Source organism: Olivibacter ginsenosidimutans (assembly GCF_039542865.1).
GTDB lineage: Bacteria > Bacteroidota > Bacteroidia > Sphingobacteriales > Sphingobacteriaceae > Olivibacter > Olivibacter ginsenosidimutans.
In genome coordinates this window covers 160,096-182,484 of the sequence record NZ_BAABIQ010000039.1, presented here as the reverse complement: position 1 = coordinate 182,484, position 22,389 = coordinate 160,096, and the positions used below count along the sequence as shown (strand labels likewise).

The window sequence follows — 22,389 nt, the reverse complement described above, 5'->3', positions numbered from 1 at the left end:
TTGAGTTACCAAGTCCTTTACTTGCTCCAACTATTACTATATTTCTCATTTTCTTAGTTGTCTATAATTGTCGTGTATGATTGGTCGGTCAACATTGCCTATAACTCTCAAATATACGCAATACTCTTCTATATGCAAGGATGTCAAGTGTCTTTCTGTTAACCTCTATAAATAGTTGTTTTTAAGTGCCTTGCTTTGGTGTTGTCAGATTTTATCTATTGCGTATTTTGTATAACTTTCTTAGATTTGCTTTGGTAGATAATACAAAATACGCAATATGGAAGTTGTCGATTTTTCTGGTTTTGATTTTCGGGACGGCAGGCACAGGGATGCCGCAGTCATTTGGATGGATTTCAAATACGACCGGGCAAAGATTGATTTAGTCAAATCGCTGAAAGGCAGGTGGAGCAGGTCTGAAAAGTGCTGGTATGTACCGGACAGCACCCATTTCCGCACACTGTTCGGGATGGAAACCCCACCGGTTGGCAAAGGGGTATTGTCCAAATTGTCACCGGTGAATGCTCGGGAGTTGCAAAGCATGAAAGAGGTGTTGCAGATGAAAGCCTACAGCCCATCCACCATAAAGACCTACATGGTCGAATTTGCACAGCTACTGTATATTTTGAAAGATGTGCCCGTTGATTCGCTGGGCTACGACCGTCTCCGAGCTTACATCCTTTATTGCATCAATACATTGAAGATTTCGGAAAGCCAGCTGCACAGCAGGCTCAACGCCATCAAATTCTATTTTGAACAGGTGCTCCATAAACCGGGTTTCTTTGCCGAAATCCCACGGCCGAAGAAGCCATCCACTTTGCCAAAAGTGCTGAGTCAAAAGGAAGTAAAACGGATATTCGACACGGTACGAAACCGAAAACATTTGCTGATGCTGCAACTGTGCTACGGAATGGGATTGCGAGTAAGTGAGGTTGTCAACCTGAAAGTGAGTGACATCGACGGCGGACGGATGCAGGTGCTCATCGAAGCGGGCAAAGGAAAGAAAGACCGGTACGTACCGCTACCGTCCGCGGTGCTGGATTCGCTGCGGGAATATTATAAAGCGTACCACCCTAAAACTTATCTTTTTGAAGGTCAGTACGGTGGGCGGTATTCCGTCCGCAGTGTCCAAGCGGTGTTTAAGAGTGCGATGAAAGCCGCAAAGGTAAACAAGCCGATAGGGATACACGGTTTGCGGCATAGCTACGCCACACATTTACTGGAATACGGCACGGACATGTCATTCATACAGCAGCTACTTGGTCACAATGACATCAAGACCACGATGCTTTATGCAAAGGTTGGCAATGCGCAACTGAATTCAATCAAAAGTCCATTGGACAGGATTTTGTAGCTACAGGTTTAAAGATTATCAAAATGGGATTAAAATACTTTAAAAGCAGAAAACGTTTTGATTTTTCCCCGCACCCGTTTGATGTAGGTAACATATTTGGTTTGAAGACGGGGTACGGCGACAACCATTTCCTGCTCAAAATCTACGGATTGGACAAGGCCGAGTTCGAAGCCTATTACACCCACCACCTTAACCATTTCATATCAACCGGGAAGGGCACCGAAAAGGACTTCCTTGCCCATGTGTGGCAAATTGTGCAGAAGCGGATTAGTCTTGCTCGCTTTAGTACGTGCCAATCAAGCTATTTACTTCTGGTTACAAATAGAAAACACACATCAATACGATATCGTGACAACCGTTATCCTAAGACCCTTGATACTTGGCAGTTGGTTTATGGCTTGGTGGGAATGGTATGAACTGCATCGACCACGATGGATGCCTAAAATGATTACCATACTTACTTTGGCCTACATGGTGGCTCAATTGCTGGGGCTTCCATGGGTGTCAGATTCAATTAATGATACTCTTTTTCATAAGATTGCTGACTATATACGCTTATTATTTGTCGCTTCAATGCTGTTTGTCATCTCTCAAGGGATTCTTAATCAAAAACGGAAAGAGTGGTCAGTCTTAGTTGCAATAGTATTGGTCTCCATAGGACTGTTTTCACAAGAAATAGCTACGCTACATATTTTCCCGGGTATCTGGTTTCCCTATGGAGTAGGAGTATCAAGTACGCAGTACGCTTATGCAGCTTTTGTATTACTGATGTATATTATACTAATTCAAAGGCATAGAAAAGCACTTTCATGATAATGAGACAATAAAACATTCCATTACTACCGATGAGGAATATTGCGGGCAAAGAACTATACGTAAAGAACTAGATCATTTGCTGGAATACACTGGTATTTCTTATCCTACATCAAGTAGCTTCTGCCCGATACGGTTGTATCTTTGTCGTAGAAAACAACATAACAATTAGGAGTTCTAATGGAAATAGGATTAAGTATGTTTGGTGATTTGGCCTATCATCAAGAAAGTAACACTTTTCAACCCGCACAGGAACGCATTCAACAATTATTAGAAGAAATAAAACTCGCTGATGAAGTAGGTTTAGATGTATTTGGCATTGGCGAACACCATCGGCCAGATTTCGCTGTATCTAGTCCGGAAATTATTTTGGCCGCAGCGGCGAGTATTACCAAACGGATTAAACTCACCAGCTCCGTTACAGTGCTCAGCTCTACCGATCCGGTTCGCACGTACCAGAATTTTGCTACAGCGGATCTGATCTCAAATGGCCGTACGGAAATTACCGTTGGAAGAGGTAGTTTCACAGAATCTTTTCCGCTCTTTGGCTATAATCTCAACGATTATAATGGCTTATTTGCCGAAAAACTTGATTTATTATTAGCGATCAATAAAGAACAGGTTATTGATTGGAAGGGCAGATTCCGTGCACCCTTAGTCCACCAAGAAGTATTACCACGAGCAATGAACAACCATTTGGATATCTGGGTTGCCGTAGGCGGAACACCACAATCGGTAATCCGTGCAGCACGTTTAGGCCTACCGCTGATTATTGCTATTATTGGAGGCATGCCCGCTCAATTTAGGCCCTTTTTTGAGCTCTATAAACAGGAGTATAAAAACGCTGGGCACGATTTAGCCAATATGCAGCTTGCAACCCACTCCCATGGCTTAATTGGAGAAAATGGACAAGCGCTTGCCAACCGCTATTTTCCTTTATATGCGCAACAGATGGACCGCATTGGTAAAGATAGAGGTTGGGCTCCTTATACAAAAGAACAATTCGGAGGAGGGCGTAGTAGAGAAGGCGCACTTTTCATTGGCGATCCCAACCAGATTGTCGATAAAATTCTTTATCATCAGGAGATGTTCGGGCTTACTCGCTTTCTCCTGCATGCGGATGTAGGTGCACCTCCACACGCCGATTTAATGAAAAGCATCGAGTTATTAGGAACAAAGGTAGCACCTGCCGTTAAAAAGGCCTTAGCGAATACGTAATCGACTTGTCTAACAGCAACATCATCGCCATACCATGTAACCGTCACACGATTCATTATTACCGTTTCTTAACACTAACTGCACCACATGATCGTCTGCCCCTTCATCGACATTATATTGCTTCCCATCTGCTGGTATGATAGCCAGTTTCCAGACACCGTCTGTAAATACTCCGCCCGTATTGCTTCCTAACGATTCAATGAAGTGTACACCGATCAGCAGATGCTTCCCGTCAGGCGAAAAGGTAGGATAACATTCTTCATCGCTACTTGTGGTCACCTGTACCTGATTGCTGCCATCGGCATTCATCATCCAGATATGGCCATCACTGGCATAGGCAATTTTAGAGCCATCTGGACTAGCGCGTGGTGCTCCCCATTTGGAAAGGTTGAGGGAAGCGATGGGATTGACGTAGTCCCAATCGGTATTGGTACGGTACAGCGTATTGCCTACCATACACAGAAAAGTATTGTCGGGCATCCATGCCAATATGTTCTGTTCAAATTTTTGTCCACCTACGTTGTCGATATGCCATTTGATGCTACCCTGCACGTTCATAATGACAATACCCTCGTCCCAAGTCGGTTCGGTTGCAAGCATCGAACCGTCGGGGGAGAACCGAGGAGAAGTATAGTCGCCCTCCGCAGGATGGTATTTGAACTGGCTGAGAACCCGACCATCGCTGACATTACTGATGGTGTACATTTCGGCATTATAATCGAGGTCGTTGGTATTGGCCGAGGTAACCACTTTTGAGCCATCCAGACTAACATCCCAGTCATGGCGATCGTAATCTGCTGCCAGCAGGGTACCCAATTGCTTCTCTTTCAAGTCGACAAACAATACCCCTTCCGTTGGAGCGGTATAATAAATACGCCCAGCGCCCCAAGAGCCCTTGGCACTAATCTCTCCATCATCCTTGCTACAGGACGTCAACGACAGCAATGCTGCAAGCGAAACGATGACATGTAAATGGTATATTTTCATCTGTTTATTTTGTTTTTAATTTTCTAATGCAGTCTTTGATGATTTGAGATAATCATTGCCCTGTGTGCTTAATAATTATCTCAATCATGTCGCGTTCATAACAACTCGTTTTATCGGTTACGATTATCCTGTTCAAAATTGAGGATGATCATTTGGTGATACAATACTCCCAAAGGAGTATTTTTTTCTATTCTCTCAAAATATGCTTAAAAATCGGTAACATTACTTCTAAGTTTCTCTGACACATGAAGTCGCTATTGATGATTCTTATTGCCTTTTTGATACCTATTCAGGCAATTAGGGCACAATCCTATCAGCACAAAGCAGATAGTTTACAGACACGCTTGGGTCATACCAGCAGCGATACAGCGCGTATTGTACTTATGGGTGATCTGGCCGTGATTTATGCGCGAATGAGCGATAAGAAACAAGCTTATCCATTAGCTTACAAGGCCTTACATATTGCTCAAAAACAAGCTTATCCTTACTATACTGCGGTAGCCCATTATCGACTAGCTAATGTGCATTTGCTTTCTTTTGCCGTAGATAGCGCAATTACGCATTACAATATTACCAGGCAACTCCTAGAAACAAACAGAGAGAAGGCATCTATACAACTGTACGCACACGCCACAGCCAATCTAGCACAAGCGTATTTGGACAAGGGATATGCCGAAAGGGGAACCGAATTACTCTTAACAGCCCTTCCCTTATTGGAAAAAATCGGGGATACAATTCCCTATGCAATCGGTTTGCACAACTTAGCAGCAGCATTCCTCACCTTAAAAGACTATAACAAAGCCCATACCTATCTATTGAAAGATATTGCACTCACGGAACATACAGAAGACGACCCTGGCAGTAAAGCACAATCTTATCTGAGTGGTACCTTACTGATGTACCACATGGATAGCACCGCCAGAGCAAAATACTTTCTAGATAAAGCTGAACAACAACTGATTATTTTAGGAAAAGATCGTCTATAGACAAGGTACTATAGCTACCAAGCCCTTTATTATACGTCGCTTAAACAGTTCAGAGCAGCAGAAGCCGCTGTTAACAATGCATTCGGCACATTGGCTCAATATCCCGATAGAGAAACGGAATACGATGCTTACGAAGCACGAAAAACAGTTGCCGCCGCTCAACGAAAGTTTAAGCAAGCGCGGACTTCGGCATATCGGATCGTAAAAATGGCCCAAAATGATTCGTTACCTGAATATATACTTCCAGCCCTAAAAGAAATCGCCGATTATTCCAAGGCCATTGGTGATCTATCAAAAGCCTATGCTTACGCCGAACGGTATACCCATTATAAGGATAGCCTTGATCGACAACAAACGGCCTTCAAAATGAATGAGCTGGAACTTCGCTATCAGTCGGCTCAGAAAGAACAGCAAATTCAGGAATTGCAGAGCAAATCGGATAAGCAAAAGCTAATGCTATGGGGAACTGCCCTCCTTCTTTTGCTCATTATCCTATTCTTTCTCTATCGTTTTCAACAAAAAAAAATACAGAATACACAGCAAGTCCAATCGATGGAGCAGCAGCGGCAGATTGAAGTAACGCAGGCTTTGCTTACGGGAGAAGAAACAGAAAGAAGTCGCCTTGCCCGTGACCTGCACGACGGCCTTGGCGGTATGTTAGCCGGTGTAAAGCTCCATCTTTCCCAAATTGCAGAGCAGCAACCACAACTTCACCGTGCCATTGACCAGCTGGGCGATTCGGTAAATGAACTACGACGTATCGCTAAAAATATGATACCTGAATCGCTGCTCCGTTCAGGCTTGGAAGTCGCACTCCGTGAACTTTGTGATTCCATCGTATCCATAGATTTAAGGGTTGTATTTCACGCATTTCAGATCCGAGATGACATCTCCTCAGGGACTCAGTTAACAATATATCGCATTGTACAGGAGCTGTTGGGTAATGCAGTTAAACATGCTGCTGCCAGCAAAATCATCGTGCAGTGTAGCCAAGCCGAAGATACCTTTTTTATTACTGTTGAAGACAATGGAAAAGGCTTCGATGCCAGTTGCCTTCATCAAGAAGGAATGGGATTTAAAAATATTCGTAGTCGAGTTGATTTTTTGAAGGGCAATATGCACATCGACTCTTCGACAGATGGTACCATTATTAATATTGAAGTAAATGTTGCATCATAAGCAGACGGTGAACATCGTCATTGTGGACGATCATCCCATCGTCATCGAAGGATTGAGAAATCTAATAGATGCAGAGCCTATGCTCCACGTAAAAGCTCATTTTACATCAGGCAGTGATTTTATGGCTTATTTAAATTTAAAAAACGATCGGGTGGATATCGTTTTATTAGACATTACCTTACCTGATGATAGCGGCATCCATTTTTGTAAAGAGATTAGCAAGTTCCATCCCGAAGTAAAAATATTAGCCATCAGCAATCTAAGTGAACGGAATACCATACGGCAGATGTTGCAAAGCGGAGCCAGTGGCTACCTATTAAAAACGGCCAGTGCAGCAGATATTGTCGCCTGCGTCAAATTAGCCCTACAGGGCGAAATTGCGTTAAGCAATGAAGTAAAACTCATCTTATCACGCCCTGATTTGGATACAACCGGAGTATTTCCCGAATTGACCAAGCGCGAAAGACAAATACTCCATTTATTGGCAAAAGGTAAGAAATCTGCTGAAATAGCAGCAGAATTGTTTATCAGTCCGCTTACCGTAAAAACTCATCGGGCTACACTTATGCAGAAATTTAACGTTAACAATATGGTCTCGCTGGTTAATCGGGCTAAGGAATATGGAATGGTGTGAAGGGAGATTTAAGGCGTAAGGTTTAAGGTAGAAGGCAATAGTCAAACCTTGATACTTGCCACTAATACACAATTCTTTGCTATCGGTTGTTAACGTCTCAGCTTAATGCTTGTTCTTGTAGTAGTGAACGGTTAAGATCTAACTCAATATTGATTGATGTACCTTCTTTTGCCGAGGAATGAATCTCCATTTTTCCTTTGAGGTAGGCTACACGGCTTTTTAGATTTTTAAGTCCCATACCCTCTTTATCAGACATCTTACCTAATTCAAACCCAATACCATCATCCTCTACCGTAATAAAGAAATTGCAACCGGCTTGACTACATTGTAATAAAATATGATGTGCCCCAGCATGCCGTACCGCATTGGAAAGCATTTCTTGTATCATACGATAAATCTGTATCTGTACCGACAAAGGAATAGCTGGATCGATATCATAAGACTGGAAATCAACGGTTAGACTTTCTGTATTATGAAATTCGCATAAGTCTCTTAAGGCGGTTTCCAACCCGAACTTTAACAAGGTTTCGGGCATCATATTCCGTGCAATACGTCGCAATTCATTAACAGAATCATCTAATTGAGTCAAAACGTTGTGCAATTCGCCTGTTTGCGGAGTCTTGCTATGACGGGTTATCCAGCTGGAAAGGTTGATTTTTATGCCTGCCAAAATTCCGCCTAAACCATCGTGTAAATCACGAGCTACCCTTTTGCGCTCACGTTCCTCTCCTGCCAAGATCGCGTTCGTGAGTACCAATTGTTGTTGCTGCTCCAGTTCCTTCAACTGTTGGCGATAATTAACCTCTTTTTGTAAAGCAAGGCTCTTATAATTTCGATAATAAATCCACGAAAAAACAACAACGATAAGCAGCAAAAAAGCAGAAACACCTAAAATCCAGCTAAATAACCGACTATTGCTAGCCGCCAGTGCCGTTTCTGCTTTTTCAGCTTGTAATCGTGCAATTTGCTTTTGATTTTCGGCTGTTTGGTATTTAGCTTCCAGATCGTTAATGTCTTGTTTAAAATCCAATAGATGTAAACTGTCGTTCAATTGTGTACTTTGCTTTTGGTAATGAAAGGCCGAATCCATCTGGCCCAATCCTGCGTAAGCTTCCGCAAGCCTCATAAAGACTTCTAACCGATTTTGATCCAGCGACATGTTTTCCTTATCAAGTGCCAATAACTGTAAATCATGCTTTGCTTCCCGATACCTGTGCACTGCCAGCAAACACCTCACTTTGTAGAATCTCAGTTCTTGGATAACGTATATTCGATTAGGTCCACTGGCTTTAGCTATTCCTTTTTCAAAGCTCACAATAGCATCATCATATTGCTTTTTTGCTTCAAATAGCATCCCTTCGGCCATATAAAAACCGGCATATAAGGGTGATTCGGGATAAGGCGCCAAAAGCTTACGATTTGCATTTAGCATTTCCTCCACTTTATCCAGCTTTTTTAACAGCATATAGTTTTCAGCGGCCCGATTATACGCGCCTGCCAATCGATAAGGGTCCTTCCCATTTTTGAGCATGGCGATTGCTTTATCTAAATAGTGCGCAGCCTTATCGTTTTGATCAATATTCATAAATGCAATCCCCAATCCAACATATTGGTAGCCGATGGATGCACTGTCACCAGCCTTTTCTGCTAAAGGAATTGCCTTATTAAGCACCAGTTTGATATATCCTTCATCATCATCTTTTCGTTGACGCAAAGCTGCTAAGCTAGCCCATATTTTCGATCGGATTGTATAGACATCCTTTCTATCAAAATGAGCCAATATACTGTCGGCACGCGTATAAGCAGCGAAGCTTTTAGCGGTATCGGACACATAATAATATTGTCCTTCTGTTACCGCAGTAACACCGCTCAAATAGCGATTTTTTACTGCCTGCCTCCGTCCTATTTCGAGGTATTTTATCGCTTTTGCTGTGTCATTTTGCATAATCCAATAGGTAGCCAGTTGGAGATTGGTCTGTGCCTTTAAACTATCGGTAATTCCGGGCTTGATTAATAATTGATTTAGACTGTCGGCATATCGTGGCGGGAATAAGGGCATCTGCGCCCTGGTTGGTAACGAAGCGATTAAAAGATACCATATTAAAAAAAGTATGCGCATGGTAGGGTTAAAGTAACTAATAATCCTGAAAATGCGCAAGTCTTTCGGTACTAACTGTACTTGGTTGTTGTTAATGATCGTTATTGGTTAGTAGTTATTGGTAATATCCTACCACTTATAGCTTACAGTATCAAGAAAGCGCTTCTTTCAAAATACTAAAAGACCTCAATTTTTTTTCTTGATCGTAAATATAAGAAGTTACCATTAATTCATCTATGCCATTGTTGGCAATAAAAACAGATAACTTTTGCTTTAAGCTTTCTTTGTCTCCAACGAACGTACAGGCGGTCATTTGATTTACAGCATATTGGATTTCAGGGTTCCAATAACGATTGAGGTTAGGCACCGGTGGCTGAAGCGGTTGGCGTTGATTGGTTAATATACCAATAAACATGCGATACAAACTGGTAGATAGCTGTTCGGCCTCCTCATCTGTTTCACCAGCAATAACATTTACGCAAGCCATGATATATGGATGCTGTAATTGTGCTGATGGGCGAAACTCCCGTTTATAGATCGCTACTGCAGCCTGAAACTGTGCCGGCGCAAAATGGGCTGCAAAAGCATAAGGAAGTCCCATTTTTGCTGCCAAATGCGCACTATCTGTACTAGATCCTAAAATCCATATGGGGATATCTAATCCTTCTCCGGGAAATGCGCGCACTTTACTATCCACATTTTCATCGGATAAATATTGCTGTAACTCCTGCACAGCAGAAGGAAACTGATACGCTGCATGCATATTATTTCGCCTTAGAGCCATGGCAGTCAGCTGATCAGTGCCGGGAGCTCTGCCCAAGCCCAAATCAATCCGATGCGGATAGAGTGATTCTAAGGTACCAAACTGTTCTGCTATCACTAGAGGCGAGTGATTGGGTAACATGATCCCGCCAGAACCTACCCGGATACTTTTGGTATGGCCCGCTACATGTCCAATAAGTACAGCAGTAGCGGAGCTGGCAATATGCTCCATGTTATGATGTTCGGCAAGCCAGACGCGCTTATACCCTAATTGTTCAATATGTTGTGCGGTTTCAACCGTTCTCTTAATAGCATCACCAGCATCGCTGTTTTGCACGATAACAGCCAATTCAAGGGCTGATAAAGGAATTTGCTTTGTCATACAAGACAAAGGTAAGTGTCCAATCTGCTAAACCTGCATAGCTGGTGTAAGCTGAAGGTCAAAAAAAGAAAGTTCTCCCCAGTGTATTGATGTTATGCCATAAACAAATTAAGCTTATATAGAAGCAAAGCCGTTACGATCTACACGTAACAATTTCGCTTTAAAGATGCGACCTTCGTTATTTTTTGTAATTTCAAATTCATTTCATCAATCATTTCTAAACGATCTGAAATATTTTCCGAAGTGAATCGTCTACATCAAAAATTAGCGCTATTTCTATTATGTTTAACCGAATCCTGTTTATTATTCCCATTTGGTTGTTGTTAGATAGTTATTTCTTCCAATCCCTAAAAACCGTTACCCAGTCACTTTCGCCAAGCACAAGACATACCATTCATTGGGCTTATTGGCTGTTTGATCTAATACTTATTTCAGTAGTACTTTTTCTCATCTTTATCAATCCAAAACTGTTACCGCAAAAGTATATTTTTGTCGTAGTCAGTTTGGTGCTGTTATCGCTGATTCCTAAGTTGCTGATTTTACCATTTTTATTAATCGAAGATTTAGCGCGCGCAGGAGACTATGTTTTACATTTCAAGAGTTATAAGCACTATCCTGATCGTCGGAAATTTGTCAGCCAACTGATCCTTGGCTTGAGCGCTATTCCTTTCTTATCCATCATATACGGCATATACCGAGGAAAATATAACTATAAGATTCATCGGCATACGGTTACCTATACCGATCTACCGGACGCTTTTGACGGCTTTACCATTACGCAGTTATCCGATATTCATTGCGGAAGCTTTACTGATCGCGATGCTGTACAGCACGGAATAGCGCTTGCCAATGCACAAAAAAGCGACCTGATGGTTTTCACAGGCGATTTGGTAAACAATGAAGCTGTTGAATTGGACGAATGGCAAATCCCTTTCTCCAAATTACGGGCTCCTTACGGCGTCTATTCCATTTTAGGCAATCACGATTACGGCGACTATACCGTTTGGCCCTCTCCGGAAGCAAAAAAAGCGAATCTCGATCGCCTCAAGCTTATGCAAAAAGAAATGGGATTTCGTTTATTACTAGACGAACATGTTCAATTGGAAAAAGGCGGGCAAATGTTAAATCTCGTGGGGGTTCAAAATTGGGGAAAAAGTTTTGCTCGCTACGGTGATTTAGACAAAGCAATGGCCACGGTAGCCAAAGACACCTTTACTATTTTACTTTCACACGATCCTTCCCATTGGGAAGCCCAGATATTACCACATGCGAAGCCTATTCATCTTACCTTATCAGGCCATACCCACGGCATGCAATTTGGCATCGAAATTCCAGGATTTCGATGGAGTGCTGTAAAATATCTTTATCACCAATGGGCAGGTCTTTATAAAAAAGGAAAGCAATTTATTAACGTTAATCGGGGATTTGGTTTTATCGGCTTTTCAGGGAGAGTTGGTATTTGGCCAGAAATAACCGTAATTACGCTGAAGAAAAAGGTCTAAGGAAGACCTATTTCTATGAGTATTTCATGTGATGAGCACCTTCTGATGCTTTTTCTATAAAATGCTAAAACGGTTTAACTTATTTTATTATTTTTGTTTGTAACCATTAAATAAAAAATGAGCTAACCTTTATCAGCATTAACATTCCGTCATGAATACTAAAAGAACAGCCTTATTTCTCCTTTTATGCAGTGCGGTCCCTTCGAGTTTTGCCCAACAGAAAAACGTAGCCGACTACGTCAACACCTTGCAGGGCACCAACTCGAAGCATGAACTGACAAGGGGTAATACCTACCCTACCACAGCGCTACCCTTTGGTATGCATACATGGACAGCCCAAACCGGCAAAAACGGTGATGGATGGAAATACCAATACTTCCAAAAGACCTTACGTGGGTTCCAACAAGCTCACCAATGTAGTTCTTGGACAAATGATTATGCCGTATTCTCCTTCTTTCCCACCCTAGATAGCCTACAAGTAAATGAAGACAAACGCGCTACCGGTTTTAGTCACGATCAGGAAATTGCTAAGCCCTATTATTACAGCGTGCATATGGACAATGCCATCCAAACAGAAATTGCGCCTACGGAAAGAGGGGCACATTTGCGCTTCACTTTTCCAAAAGGACACCAGGCATTTTTAGTCTTAGATGGTTATACCGGTTATAGTGATATACAAATCTTTCCAAAGGAGCGGAAGATCATAGGTTTTGTCCATAATGGAAGAGGGTTTAAAGAAGGTTATAAAAGCTTTTTCGTTGCACAGTTTGATCAACCCTTCCAAACTTATGGCACTTGGGAAAATCGGCAAAACACCACTCAGGCAGATGCCTTAACTGCTTCCGGTGATGGTAAGGGTGCCTATATCGCATTTAAAAGCGGAGCACGGGTTCAGGTAAAAGTTGCTTCGTCGTATATCAGTCAGGAACAAGCCTATTTAAACCTAGAGCGGGAATTGGGTACTGACAAAACGTTGGAAGCAACGAAGAATAAAGCACTAGCTACCTGGAATAAACAGTTAGGCCAAATCATGGTAGAAGGGGGAAGCGAGGAAGATAGGGCCACCTTTTATAGCTGTTTCTTTAGAGCCAGTTTATTTTCCCGCCAATACTTTGAATACGATAAAGATGGCAAACCCTATTATTTCAGTCCATATGATGGCAAAATACATGCAGGACATATGTTTACCGACACTGGCTTTTGGGATACCTTCAGGGCGCAGTTTCCATTAAATGCCTTACTGCATCCCACGATGCATGGACAGTATATGCAGGCCCTGTTAGCTGCTTACGAACAGTGTGGTTGGTTACCCTCTTGGTCATTCCCCAGCGAAGGTGGAAGTATGATCGGCAACCACGCTATTTCCCTACTGGCTGATGCCTGGGCTAAAGGTATCCGGACCTTCGATCCGGAGAAAGCGTTAGCTGCTTATCTGCATGAAGCCACCAATAAGGGTCCGTGGGGTCCTGCCAATGGACGCGATGGCTGGAAGGGATATTATCAGCTTGGTTATGTACCTTATACAGAAGTCCGCGAGGCAACAGCCAAAACGTTAGAATATGCATACGATGATTTTTGTGGTTATCAATTGGCCAAGATGACCAATCAACCCTTCTATGCCGAAGTATTCAAAAAGCAACTCTATAACTATAGAAATGTGTTTAATAAACAAACTGGTTTCATGGAAGGGCGGGATGAAAAAGGAAATTGGCGTCCTAATTTCGATCCCGCTGAGTGGGGAGGTCCATTTACCGAAGGTAACGCCTGGCATTGGGTATGGTCGGTTTTTCACGATCCCCAAGGTTTAATCGATCTTATCGGTGGAGACCGAGCCTTTGTAGCAAAATTAGACTCCGTATTTACAGCACCCAACAGGGTAAATGTAGGCAGTTATGGCGGTATGATTCATGAAATGACGGAGATGGTTATGGCGGATATGGGGCAATATGCCCATGGAAACCAACCGATCCAGCACATGGTTTACCTCTATAATTATGCTGGTGAACCTTGGAAAGCGCAATACCATGCCCGTAACGTCATGCAAAAACTTTATAACAGCACGGAAAATGGCTATCCGGGAGATGAAGATCAGGGACAAACGTCTTCCTGGTATGTTTTAAGCGCGCTTGGTTTTTACAGTGTTTGTCCTGGAACCGACCAATATGTATTGGGTAGCCCGATGTTCGAAAAGATCACGATAACCATGGAAAACGGCAAAAAATTTGTTATTGATGCCCAAAATAATAACGCCAAAAATGTTTATATCCAAGAAGCCCGCTTAAATGGCCAAACCTATTCTAAAAATTACATCACCTATGGTGATTTAATTAACGGTGGTCAATTAGCGCTCGAAATGGGCGATCAACCGAACAAAAAACGGGGTATTGCCTTAGGTGATAGACCTTACTCGATCAGCACGAGTGACGACAAATAATGAAATGTTGGTAACCACTATAAAAAGGTGTCTAAAATGTCGCGATCGCGACATTTTAGACACCTTTTTTGCATAATTAACATAACTTATCTTATGTCGCCTTTTTTAAGGTCACTGTAATCGTATAAACGGTTCCATCGTCAGTTGTCATTTCTTGTTTGAGCACCAAGTGCTGATCGTCTATTTTAACGACCTGTACCGTTGATGGACTTTCTCCTGTTTCCTGTGTTGTCAATTGCTTCGTAGCCTCATCGTAAGACCAAGTGCCCGTTACCCGTTCTTGCGGATTTTCTTCATTGCAACGGAGTTTACCATCGTTCAGCACAGTCTTACCATCTTTACGGAAAGTGGTGATGTCATCAAGGACACACGGATCGGAGAAATCCATCATATCTGTTTCTGCAGTACCATCGCCATTAAGGTCAATAGCCGGATTAATCGTCATGCTTTCCAGTACCCACTTTTTATCCACAAAACCGGTCTTCGCTGGCTCCCCATCTTCATTGTCTTTATCTTTTTTACAAGCCGCAAAAGCAATCAGGGAAATCATCATAATTAATGGGTACTTTTTCATTTTAATGTTCATTTTTTTCATTCTTTATGCTATTTATTGTTCATTAACGAGATCATACTTACTGATCAATTCATGTGCACAAAAATGGCTAGTCGGTAAGAGTTGTTCAACAAAAGTCGACCGACTAATATATTTAACTACGAAATCCTTTACTTATCGGACCGATTACGTTTATCTCCTTGTTTTTAAAGTTCATCGGTAAGCAATGGTTGTTTAACAACTATCTTATTTTAAAAAAAGGAGGGTATGCTACTTTGAAAAAAAGATCATCATATTCATTTAACAGCGAACATCATGATAACGTCCTTTTCTACCAGTATGCAGTTCATTATTGTGCTAGCCTATTTTATTATAGCTGCGCAAGGAATGTGTTATCATCTGGCTTTAGGAAATGCTTTAAGGCAAATCCCTTTAGATCATTTTTTAACGTTGAGGCAAACGATTGATCGATACCTTCGCAAACCGTTAAAGGCTTTATACTTAGGTACACCATTTTTGATTTTATTATGGATAGTGGTCAACTTTCATCAACACTCATGCTTAACAGCTTCGTGTTATAGCATTGCTTTGTTATGTCTATTCGCAGATTTATGGCTTATCGTTAAACGTAGCGAACCCATTAACCAACTGATTAATCAACTGCTTCATTTTCAGCAAGTGGAAGGAGGGCATAATTTGCAGGAGGTCTGGATAAAGACCATGTTACAACGGGGCTTATTTAATATCATTGGGTTTATCGCTATATTAATCAGTCTTCTTTTGGATTAAAAACGGAGGGCATGTCTGCCCTACCGTCCTAACAAACACATGAAAATTTTTATGTGTGAATTAGCTACTCGGGCTAAAAAATCGTCGCTGGCAATCGGCTTTATAATGCCGACCTATCGGTAATTCCTTACCACCTATTTCGACGGCATAACTATGGTAGCTGTCTACTTTATCCAAGGAAACAATAAACGAACGATGGATGCGTACAAATTTATCTTCCGGCAACAGGTCATCCAGTAAACTAATTTTCTGTTTAGAAATCAGCACTTTTTCTTTTAATACAACTTTAATATAGTCTTTGAGACTCTCGATCCAATAAATATCGTTCACGTTAACCTTCACCATCTTCCGATCCACCCTCAGGTAAAGGAAGTTTTCTGCCGATCGCCCTAGAGGCAACACTTCTTGCTGATGAATAACCGATTGTTGTAGCTTCAATTGGTCAAAAACTTTATCCATCGCTTTAAGGAATCGGTCAAAAGGAATCGGCTTTAAAAGATAATCCACCGCGTTTAATTCAAATCCTTCAACCGCATAATCATGAAAAGCAGTTGTGAAAATAACTTTAGGAGGATTTTTCAGGCTTCGCAATAGTTCTGTTCCAGTTAGGCCGGGCATTTTCACATCCAAAAAGAGAAGATCAATCTTGTTCCTTTGCAGCATCTGAAAGGCTTGAATGGCATTTACACATTTGGCCACCAATGTAATCTCTGGAAAATTTTCCAGATACTTTTCGATCACCTCAAGTGCAAAAGGTTCATCATCTACGATAAGGGTTTTTATTTTCATTCGAAATTTGTTTATTCCCTATTATATGCCGTTATAAGGCGTTCATCTACTTTCAGCGATTTAGCCACATCTACCTCCTCGCAATGACGTCATAAGGAACGCCTTAACCCATCATTTTCATGTCTCTAAAGTACCGAAATAAAAACCAAAACAAGTGCTTTCTCCATACGGCTTCAAGAACCATATATGAATAGCCTTCATCGATCATCAATTAACAGGATATTGTTGCTTAATGGCGTTTGTCGACGATCATTCACTTCAAAAACAATTTAAGCAAAACAATAAATTGTCCGTCTTCATCGGACACCTGTATTTTATACCGTTTCGGATACAAAATATCCAATCTTTTATAAATATTAGCCAAGCCAATATGGCCATATGGACTTGATGTTTGTTTTCCCTTGTTTTCGGGTTTACTATTGGCTATTTTAAATATATAATGTTGTTCATAAACTTCAGAAGATAGATGTATCCACGCCTCGTCGAGTTGCTTACTCACCCCATGTTTAAATGCATTTTCAACCAAAGGTAATAGCAGCAATGGCGCTATATAGGTTTGTTTATGATTGCCTTTCTTGTAGAAATTAATATCTAAATTCGTTTCAAACCGTATACGTTCTAACCTTAGGTACTGTTCAATCACACCGATTTCCCTTTCCAGGCAAATCATAGGAACATTGCATTCATACAAAATATAGCGAAGAATATCCGACAAGCTTGTAATGACATCAGGTGCTTCTGATGATTTGCTCATACTTAACGCATACAGATTATTCAAAGTATTGAACAAAAAATGCGGATGGATCTGCGCTTTCAACAAAGCCAATTGGATACCTTGGTGCTTATTACGGTAAACCAGATAAACGACACACATTAAAAGGAACAATAGCACCATCGCTATGAGCACCAATAGAATAAGTCGATTTTTCTCCTTCAGTTGCAACTGTTGTTGCGCAAGCGTCTTTTCTTTATTTGATAATTGATATTTCGCCTCCAACTCACGTACTACTTTTTGGGTAGAAGCATTTAATATAGAATCTTGTAAACGACTATGTTCTCGCTGCATCGCCAAGGCCTGCTGATAGTCTCCTACCTTTTCATAAACTTTTACCCCTAATTGATAGCTTTCCATCAGGTCGTTTTTAGTCATGTATTGCTTCGCTAAAGGGATCATTTTTTCAAAATATAATTTTGCCAAGGTATGATTACCCAGGTGATCATAGGTTGAAGCCAAGCCAGACAGCACGTACATGTCATAATCTGTATTAGGTAATTGCTTCAAGGCTTCGGCCGAAGTCTGGTAATACTTCAAGGCTTGTTGATATTGCCCCTCCTGATTGTAAAGATCACCGAGGTTGAGCTGAGCATGGATCGCCAGGTTGGTATTCTTCAATTCCTGAGCTAAATGAATAACCTCCTGTAAATGTATTTTTGCCTGAGCAGGCTGTTTATTCAATACTTCGCTGATGGATAGATTAATCAAGCTTTTGGCTATCAAATAGTTGTCCTTTTTTGATGTCGCCAGATCAAAAGCCTTTTTGGCATAATAAAGGCTATTCTTTTGGTCGCCTAGATCAATAAATATTGAAGCCAGATTAGTGAAATATTTGTAGCGATTCTTCGCTGCAGGATGTCCCTCAATTTGATGAATCGCTTTCAACAGATAAACAGAAGCCTGCTTTAAATCGCCCATCGCATGATAAGGCAACGAAATATTATTATAGGCATCCGCTATTTTTTCATCATTGCTTATCAATAGCGCAAACTTCAGTTGCACTCTTGCCATCTTCAATGCATCGTGGTAACGCAGCATGCTGTAGTAAAAACCCGCCAAGTCCGTGTAGCATCTGAGTTTACTTTCGTTATTCAGTTTTTCTTCAGCCAATTGTGTAGCGTTCAAAAGCAATTCTTCTACACCGGCGAATTTGCCCGACTGTATCAGATATTCTGCAGAATCAATACATTGCTGAAAATACAAATGGTCTTGCTGGTTTTGTGCCAGGATATCCTGACACGAACCCGTACAAACAATCAACAATAAAAGATAGATCTTAATGCACCGGCAATGAAGAACGACCATATTTCATGCTTTTAACTGGCTAATTGATTTAAGTTGATTTCCATAACAACAGCAAACACATCTTCTTCTTCATCGTAAATCCGTAGTTGATGCGCATTTGGATACATAATATGCAATCGCTTCTGAATATTCGCCAAGCCGATGCTATGTTTAGTATCCCCGCTTTTTCCTTTCGCTTTCACAGGCTTAGTATTCGCAATTTTAAAGGAAAGATAATTTTCGGTTACAATCATTTGTATATTCATCCAACCCGGATCAATCGCTTCCTGCACCCCATGCTTAAACGCATTTTCTACCAAAGGCAACAGCAACAGCGGAGCGATTTGCTGCGCTTCGATCTGACCGGTTAAATTTAAATTCACGTCCAGCTCCCGATCACTGCGCAACTTCTCCAATGCGATGTATTGCTCAATAATCTCCAATTCTTTACTCAATTTAACACATTCCGCATTACATTCATACAGAATATAGCGCAGGATTTGAGCAAGATTAATGACTGCATTAGGCGCTTGTGGTGAGCGATTCAATGTTAACGCATATAAACTATTTAAGGTATTGAATAAAAAGTGTGGCTGAATTTGACTCTTTAAAAAATTAAGTTCAGCCTCTACCGCAGCTTCCCTCCGTTCCCAATAAAGTTTAAATAATTTAATGGCCACTGCAAACCAAACAACCATATTGGTTTGCTCCAGCGCGTTCATAAAAGCGGGAAAGTGAAGGAGTTGTTGCCAGAAATTACCTTGCATCTTCTCCCAAGTAAACGACTGATTGAGCTTATTGAGGAATTGATACACATAGGGATCAGCATAGAAAATCTCTACTAAACGGAAGAGCAGTATAGCGACAAAAAAACAGAATAAGGAGGATAGGATAAAAGATACATATCTTTTTCTGAGTAAGGTTTTAGGGATCACCCAATAAGCTACGGTATAAAAATAGGCCAATTGGATAAGCCAGAAAAAAACACTGAAGTGTAGCGCCGACCAAAAACTTTTGATATAGATACTATAAAGAAAGGTCATTACCACTAAGGCAATGACCCAAAAAACGATGTGTTGAACGACGCGTTTATGAGCAAAAGTCTGAAACATGGCTACTAGCCCCATATTTCAAAGATAAACAATCATCTTATCCATTACATTAGCTAAAAAGGCTTTGTAGACAAACCGTTCAGTTTCATCGACACATAACCGGTCTGGCCAGCTCAGGTACCTTAAGGCATCATAACCATTAATCTATTGCTATGCGTACCATAAATGAACCCGTGATTTTTGCATCGCCTAAATAAGTTGCATCCCCTGTTTCTACATCTGTTGCTCCAGCATTGGCAATAACAAATTCGCCAATAAGCAGTTCTCCTCCATCACCCAAATAATTAAGTACCACTTTTCCGGCGCTAATTTTTACCCCTTCTTGATACACATGCTGATAAGCACGTCTAGGGCTTAGTCCTTCCGGTATCCACAAAAATTGATTGTCATCACTCCATGAATAAGAACCCTCACCGTTTCCATACCAATCAATCGAACCATGGTAAGCGTTGCCTTGATTTTTTGCTTGAAAAACAACGGTATAATGTCCGCTTTCCACTGTTGCATAGGCATTATCGTATTGGTAGGTTTTTCCACCTAACGTTATGGTCACACCAGTGGTGTTGACGACAACCTGAATCTTGGCCTGCAAGACCATGGGCGTATTCGTTAAGGTATAGACAAGGGTTACCGGATTAATTTTAGGATTTACATCGGAAGAGGCTGTATAAATGATGCTATTCTCTCCGGTAGCCGTCAAGGTACCCATTCCCTCAACCGATTCGTCACCTATCACAAAAGTATCAACCACATAATCCTGCGGAAGTTCATAGGGCTTTACCAATGGAATATCTGGAGCACCGGTGATAAAAATCTTTGCCAGATCGTTTATTCCTTTCAAGGGAATACAAACCAAAGGGGTAATTTTCACCGATTCATCTGGTAAGATAAGCGCCTTCGAAGGCGTTAAACGTACAATCCTAGCTAAGGCCCAATCGCTAAAATGATTGGTTTCTACGCTTATTGTTTTTTGCTCGCTATCAAATTGGCTACCGGATTTCAATTGCCAAACACCCTGTTCATCCTGAAAACAGATTCCCGTTAACCCAACCGCACTCAAACTGTCTTCTATGCCTTTGTAAGAAAAACTCAATGTAGCGGCTTTCTCCAACTCCAGATGTGGTGTTATATGGTAGTTCAATCCCATTGCTGCGTCAAACGTATTGGTAATTGCGGCAATACCCACAGTTGTTTCGGTGCTTAATGCACCCGCAGGAATGGTCACTGTTAGATGCCCATCCTTAGATACTAACGTTCCCCCCGCCGGGCCAATAATGGCCGTTTTTGGAGTTTCTAGCAGTTGACCAACAGTAGTTACTAAACCACTATTGCTTTGCTGATTCAGTTCTTGATCGGCAAGAGAATCGGCAGACTTTTTACAGGCAACGAAAGAGATTACACAAAAGACAATGGTCAAATACGTATAAAAAATACTTGCCGCCATCATGCCTTTCCATTTTGGTTGTATACATTTCATACCAACAAAGGTGATCACGCTTGGTATCTTTCTTCGCCATCGACCGCAAAAAACAGCCAATAGCCGATAGATGCTTTAGTTCGTCTCACCTATGCCGATAATCGACAAAAATCAACGCCAGTCGCAGCTTCTTTGTTGTTTATCGACCAACAAAGAAGCACTTCCATATATGAATAAAGTCCGTACAGGAGTATTGACTACCATTGGTCCAAAAAGTGGGCATTACACGTTATTTGAAAAAATAGTCCAAAGAACGTCTTCTTCGGGCTATTTTTAATTTCTAGCTTTTACCCTAATACGTATACACCACGAATTCTGCTAAGAACGTTAGGTCTTGTAAGCCTTCCAGCATCGTGATTTTGATATTTCTTAAGTACTGTGGTTCAATTTCATACGATTGATAAGCCTTGTTGGCAGGATCAAATGATAGATTATCCCCTAAGGTAAACCATGTTTTCCCATCAGTACTGCCTTCCAATTTAAACTTGGTAAATCCATTGGCATTATTCTGTCTGGGCGCCATGGCTATCTTCGTCACATAGGTTGATTTTAACATATCAATGCTTAACCAATGCGGATAGCTGCTACGCGTTCCTCCGCTATAACGCGAATGCCATATGGTATTTAGATCGCCGTCCAATACGGCTGAGGCTAAGCCAGTATTTTCCCCGCTTAGCTGCTCGGTAGAGGCTGTAGCTATCCAACCTTTCGTATCCGCGGCTCTTTCTTCCAATTTTGGTGCGACAATCAGCAACGTCTTCGCGGCTGGACTGATGGTATATCCCGAAGCATCGGTAATGCTTAAAGCCAATAAGTGATCTTTTTCAGGATCGAAGGTTTCGGGGTCATACGACAATGTAGCATAATCGGATGATACACTGCCTTTAGGAATGGTAAAATTCAACTGATCAATGGCATAGGCAGCAGACGGAAATTTCACATAAGCCGCCTCACCATTGGCTTGCCGGATGGTGTTGAGGCTATCAAAAGCATGCATATCTTCACTCATGGAAATATGAATATCTTCTGCAGGAAGCCCCAATGCCCCAAAACCAACGTTGAATTTCAGCGTTCGTTTTTCATAAGGAAACATCGTTAGCTGCTGCATATCATTATTTGCTTTCGCAATAAACACCATTGCTCCATCTTTATCGTTGCTTAGTTCTTCGTAAGGTTTCGATTTATCACAAGCCATAAACAACAAGCAAGCAATCCATATGAGGCTGAACCCATACGCTATATTTATTTTTATTTTCTTCATGAC

The 22,389-nt window shown here is 41.4% G+C and carries 18 protein-coding genes; 9 read left to right on the top strand and 9 right to left on the bottom strand.

Going from position 1 to position 22,389, the window contains the following annotated elements; translation table 11 throughout:
* Positions 1-277: 277 nt before the first annotated feature.
* The 3 genes from ABD930_RS15045 (at position 278) to ABD930_RS15035 (ending at position 3,382) form a co-directional block, all read left to right on the top strand.
* Complete coding sequence (locus ABD930_RS15045) at positions 278-1,351, top strand: tyrosine-type recombinase/integrase (protein ID WP_345232565.1); 1,074 nt, start codon at positions 278-280, stop codon at positions 1,349-1,351.
* Between the two features lie 234 nt (positions 1,352-1,585).
* Positions 1,586-2,164, top strand: coding sequence for a hypothetical protein (locus tag ABD930_RS15040; RefSeq protein WP_345232564.1), 579 nt, complete (start codon positions 1,586-1,588; stop codon positions 2,162-2,164).
* Between the two features lie 180 nt (positions 2,165-2,344).
* On the top strand, positions 2,345-3,382 hold the full coding sequence (locus ABD930_RS15035; RefSeq protein ID WP_345232563.1) for an LLM class flavin-dependent oxidoreductase: 1,038 nt from the start codon (positions 2,345-2,347) through the stop codon (positions 3,380-3,382).
* A 21-nt stretch (positions 3,383-3,403) separates the two neighbouring features.
* Here the strand turns inward: ABD930_RS15035 and ABD930_RS15030 are convergent, their stop codons facing one another.
* A complete protein-coding gene (locus ABD930_RS15030) occupies positions 3,404-4,369 on the bottom strand; it encodes a hypothetical protein (protein WP_345232562.1) in 966 nt (321 codons plus the stop codon).
* Positions 4,370-4,614: 245 nt separating this feature from the next.
* On the opposite strand from ABD930_RS15030, the gene ABD930_RS15025 reads away from it, so the two are divergent.
* The 3 genes from ABD930_RS15025 (at position 4,615) to ABD930_RS15015 (ending at position 7,168) form a co-directional block, all read left to right on the top strand.
* A complete protein-coding gene (locus ABD930_RS15025) occupies positions 4,615-5,355 on the top strand; it encodes a hypothetical protein (RefSeq protein ID WP_345232561.1) in 741 nt (246 codons plus the stop codon).
* A gap of 90 nt (positions 5,356-5,445) precedes the next feature.
* Entirely contained in the window at positions 5,446-6,534 is a 1,089-nt protein-coding gene (locus ABD930_RS15020) for a sensor histidine kinase (RefSeq protein WP_345232560.1), read from the top strand.
* Complete coding sequence (locus ABD930_RS15015) at positions 6,521-7,168, top strand: response regulator (RefSeq protein WP_345232559.1); 648 nt, start codon at positions 6,521-6,523, stop codon at positions 7,166-7,168. Before ABD930_RS15020 ends, ABD930_RS15015 begins: the two co-directional genes overlap by 14 nt.
* A gap of 97 nt (positions 7,169-7,265) precedes the next feature.
* On the opposite strand, the gene ABD930_RS15010 is transcribed toward ABD930_RS15015, so the two are convergent.
* Positions 7,266-9,287 carry a tetratricopeptide repeat-containing sensor histidine kinase gene (locus ABD930_RS15010; RefSeq protein WP_345232558.1) on the bottom strand — a complete coding sequence of 674 codons (2,022 nt, stop codon included), beginning with the start codon at positions 9,285-9,287 and terminating at the stop codon, positions 7,266-7,268.
* A gap of 130 nt (positions 9,288-9,417) precedes the next feature.
* On the bottom strand, positions 9,418-10,410 hold the full coding sequence (locus ABD930_RS15005) for an LLM class flavin-dependent oxidoreductase (RefSeq protein ID WP_345232557.1): 993 nt from the start codon (positions 10,408-10,410) through the stop codon (positions 9,418-9,420).
* A 281-nt stretch (positions 10,411-10,691) separates the two neighbouring features.
* On the opposite strand from ABD930_RS15005, the gene ABD930_RS15000 reads away from it, so the two are divergent.
* Entirely contained in the window at positions 10,692-11,912 is a 1,221-nt protein-coding gene (locus tag ABD930_RS15000) for a metallophosphoesterase (RefSeq protein ID WP_345232556.1), read from the top strand.
* 151 nt (positions 11,913-12,063) lie between these two features.
* A complete protein-coding gene (locus ABD930_RS14995; RefSeq protein ID WP_345232555.1) occupies positions 12,064-14,346 on the top strand; it encodes a GH92 family glycosyl hydrolase in 2,283 nt (760 codons plus the stop codon).
* A gap of 91 nt (positions 14,347-14,437) precedes the next feature.
* Here ABD930_RS14995 and ABD930_RS14990 read toward each other — a convergent pair whose 3' ends face one another.
* Positions 14,438-14,920 (bottom strand): lipocalin family protein, encoded by a 483-nt coding sequence (locus tag ABD930_RS14990; RefSeq protein ID WP_345232554.1) that lies wholly within the window; start codon positions 14,918-14,920, stop codon positions 14,438-14,440.
* 294 nt (positions 14,921-15,214) lie between these two features.
* Here ABD930_RS14990 and ABD930_RS14985 point away from each other — a divergent pair, with 294 nt between their 5' ends.
* Entirely contained in the window at positions 15,215-15,688 is a 474-nt protein-coding gene (locus ABD930_RS14985) for a hypothetical protein (RefSeq protein ID WP_345232553.1), read from the top strand.
* A 60-nt stretch (positions 15,689-15,748) separates the two neighbouring features.
* On the opposite strand, the gene ABD930_RS14980 is transcribed toward ABD930_RS14985, so the two are convergent.
* The 5 genes from ABD930_RS14980 to ABD930_RS14960 all read right to left on the bottom strand — a co-directional run bounded on the left by ABD930_RS14980 (position 15,749) and on the right by ABD930_RS14960 (position 22,386).
* A complete protein-coding gene (locus tag ABD930_RS14980; protein WP_345232552.1) occupies positions 15,749-16,477 on the bottom strand; it encodes a LytR/AlgR family response regulator transcription factor in 729 nt (242 codons plus the stop codon).
* A gap of 253 nt (positions 16,478-16,730) precedes the next feature.
* A complete protein-coding gene (locus ABD930_RS14975; RefSeq protein ID WP_345232551.1) occupies positions 16,731-18,557 on the bottom strand; it encodes a tetratricopeptide repeat-containing sensor histidine kinase in 1,827 nt (608 codons plus the stop codon).
* 11 nt (positions 18,558-18,568) lie between these two features.
* Positions 18,569-19,663, bottom strand: coding sequence for a sensor histidine kinase (locus tag ABD930_RS14970; protein WP_345232550.1), 1,095 nt, complete (start codon positions 19,661-19,663; stop codon positions 18,569-18,571).
* A 124-nt stretch (positions 19,664-19,787) separates the two neighbouring features.
* On the bottom strand, positions 19,788-21,125 hold the full coding sequence (locus ABD930_RS14965; protein ID WP_345232549.1) for a hypothetical protein: 1,338 nt from the start codon (positions 21,123-21,125) through the stop codon (positions 19,788-19,790).
* 292 nt (positions 21,126-21,417) lie between these two features.
* Positions 21,418-22,386, bottom strand: a complete 969-nt coding sequence (locus ABD930_RS14960; protein WP_345232548.1) for a discoidin domain-containing protein — start codon at positions 22,384-22,386, stop codon at positions 21,418-21,420.
* Positions 22,387-22,389: the final 3 nt, after the last annotated feature.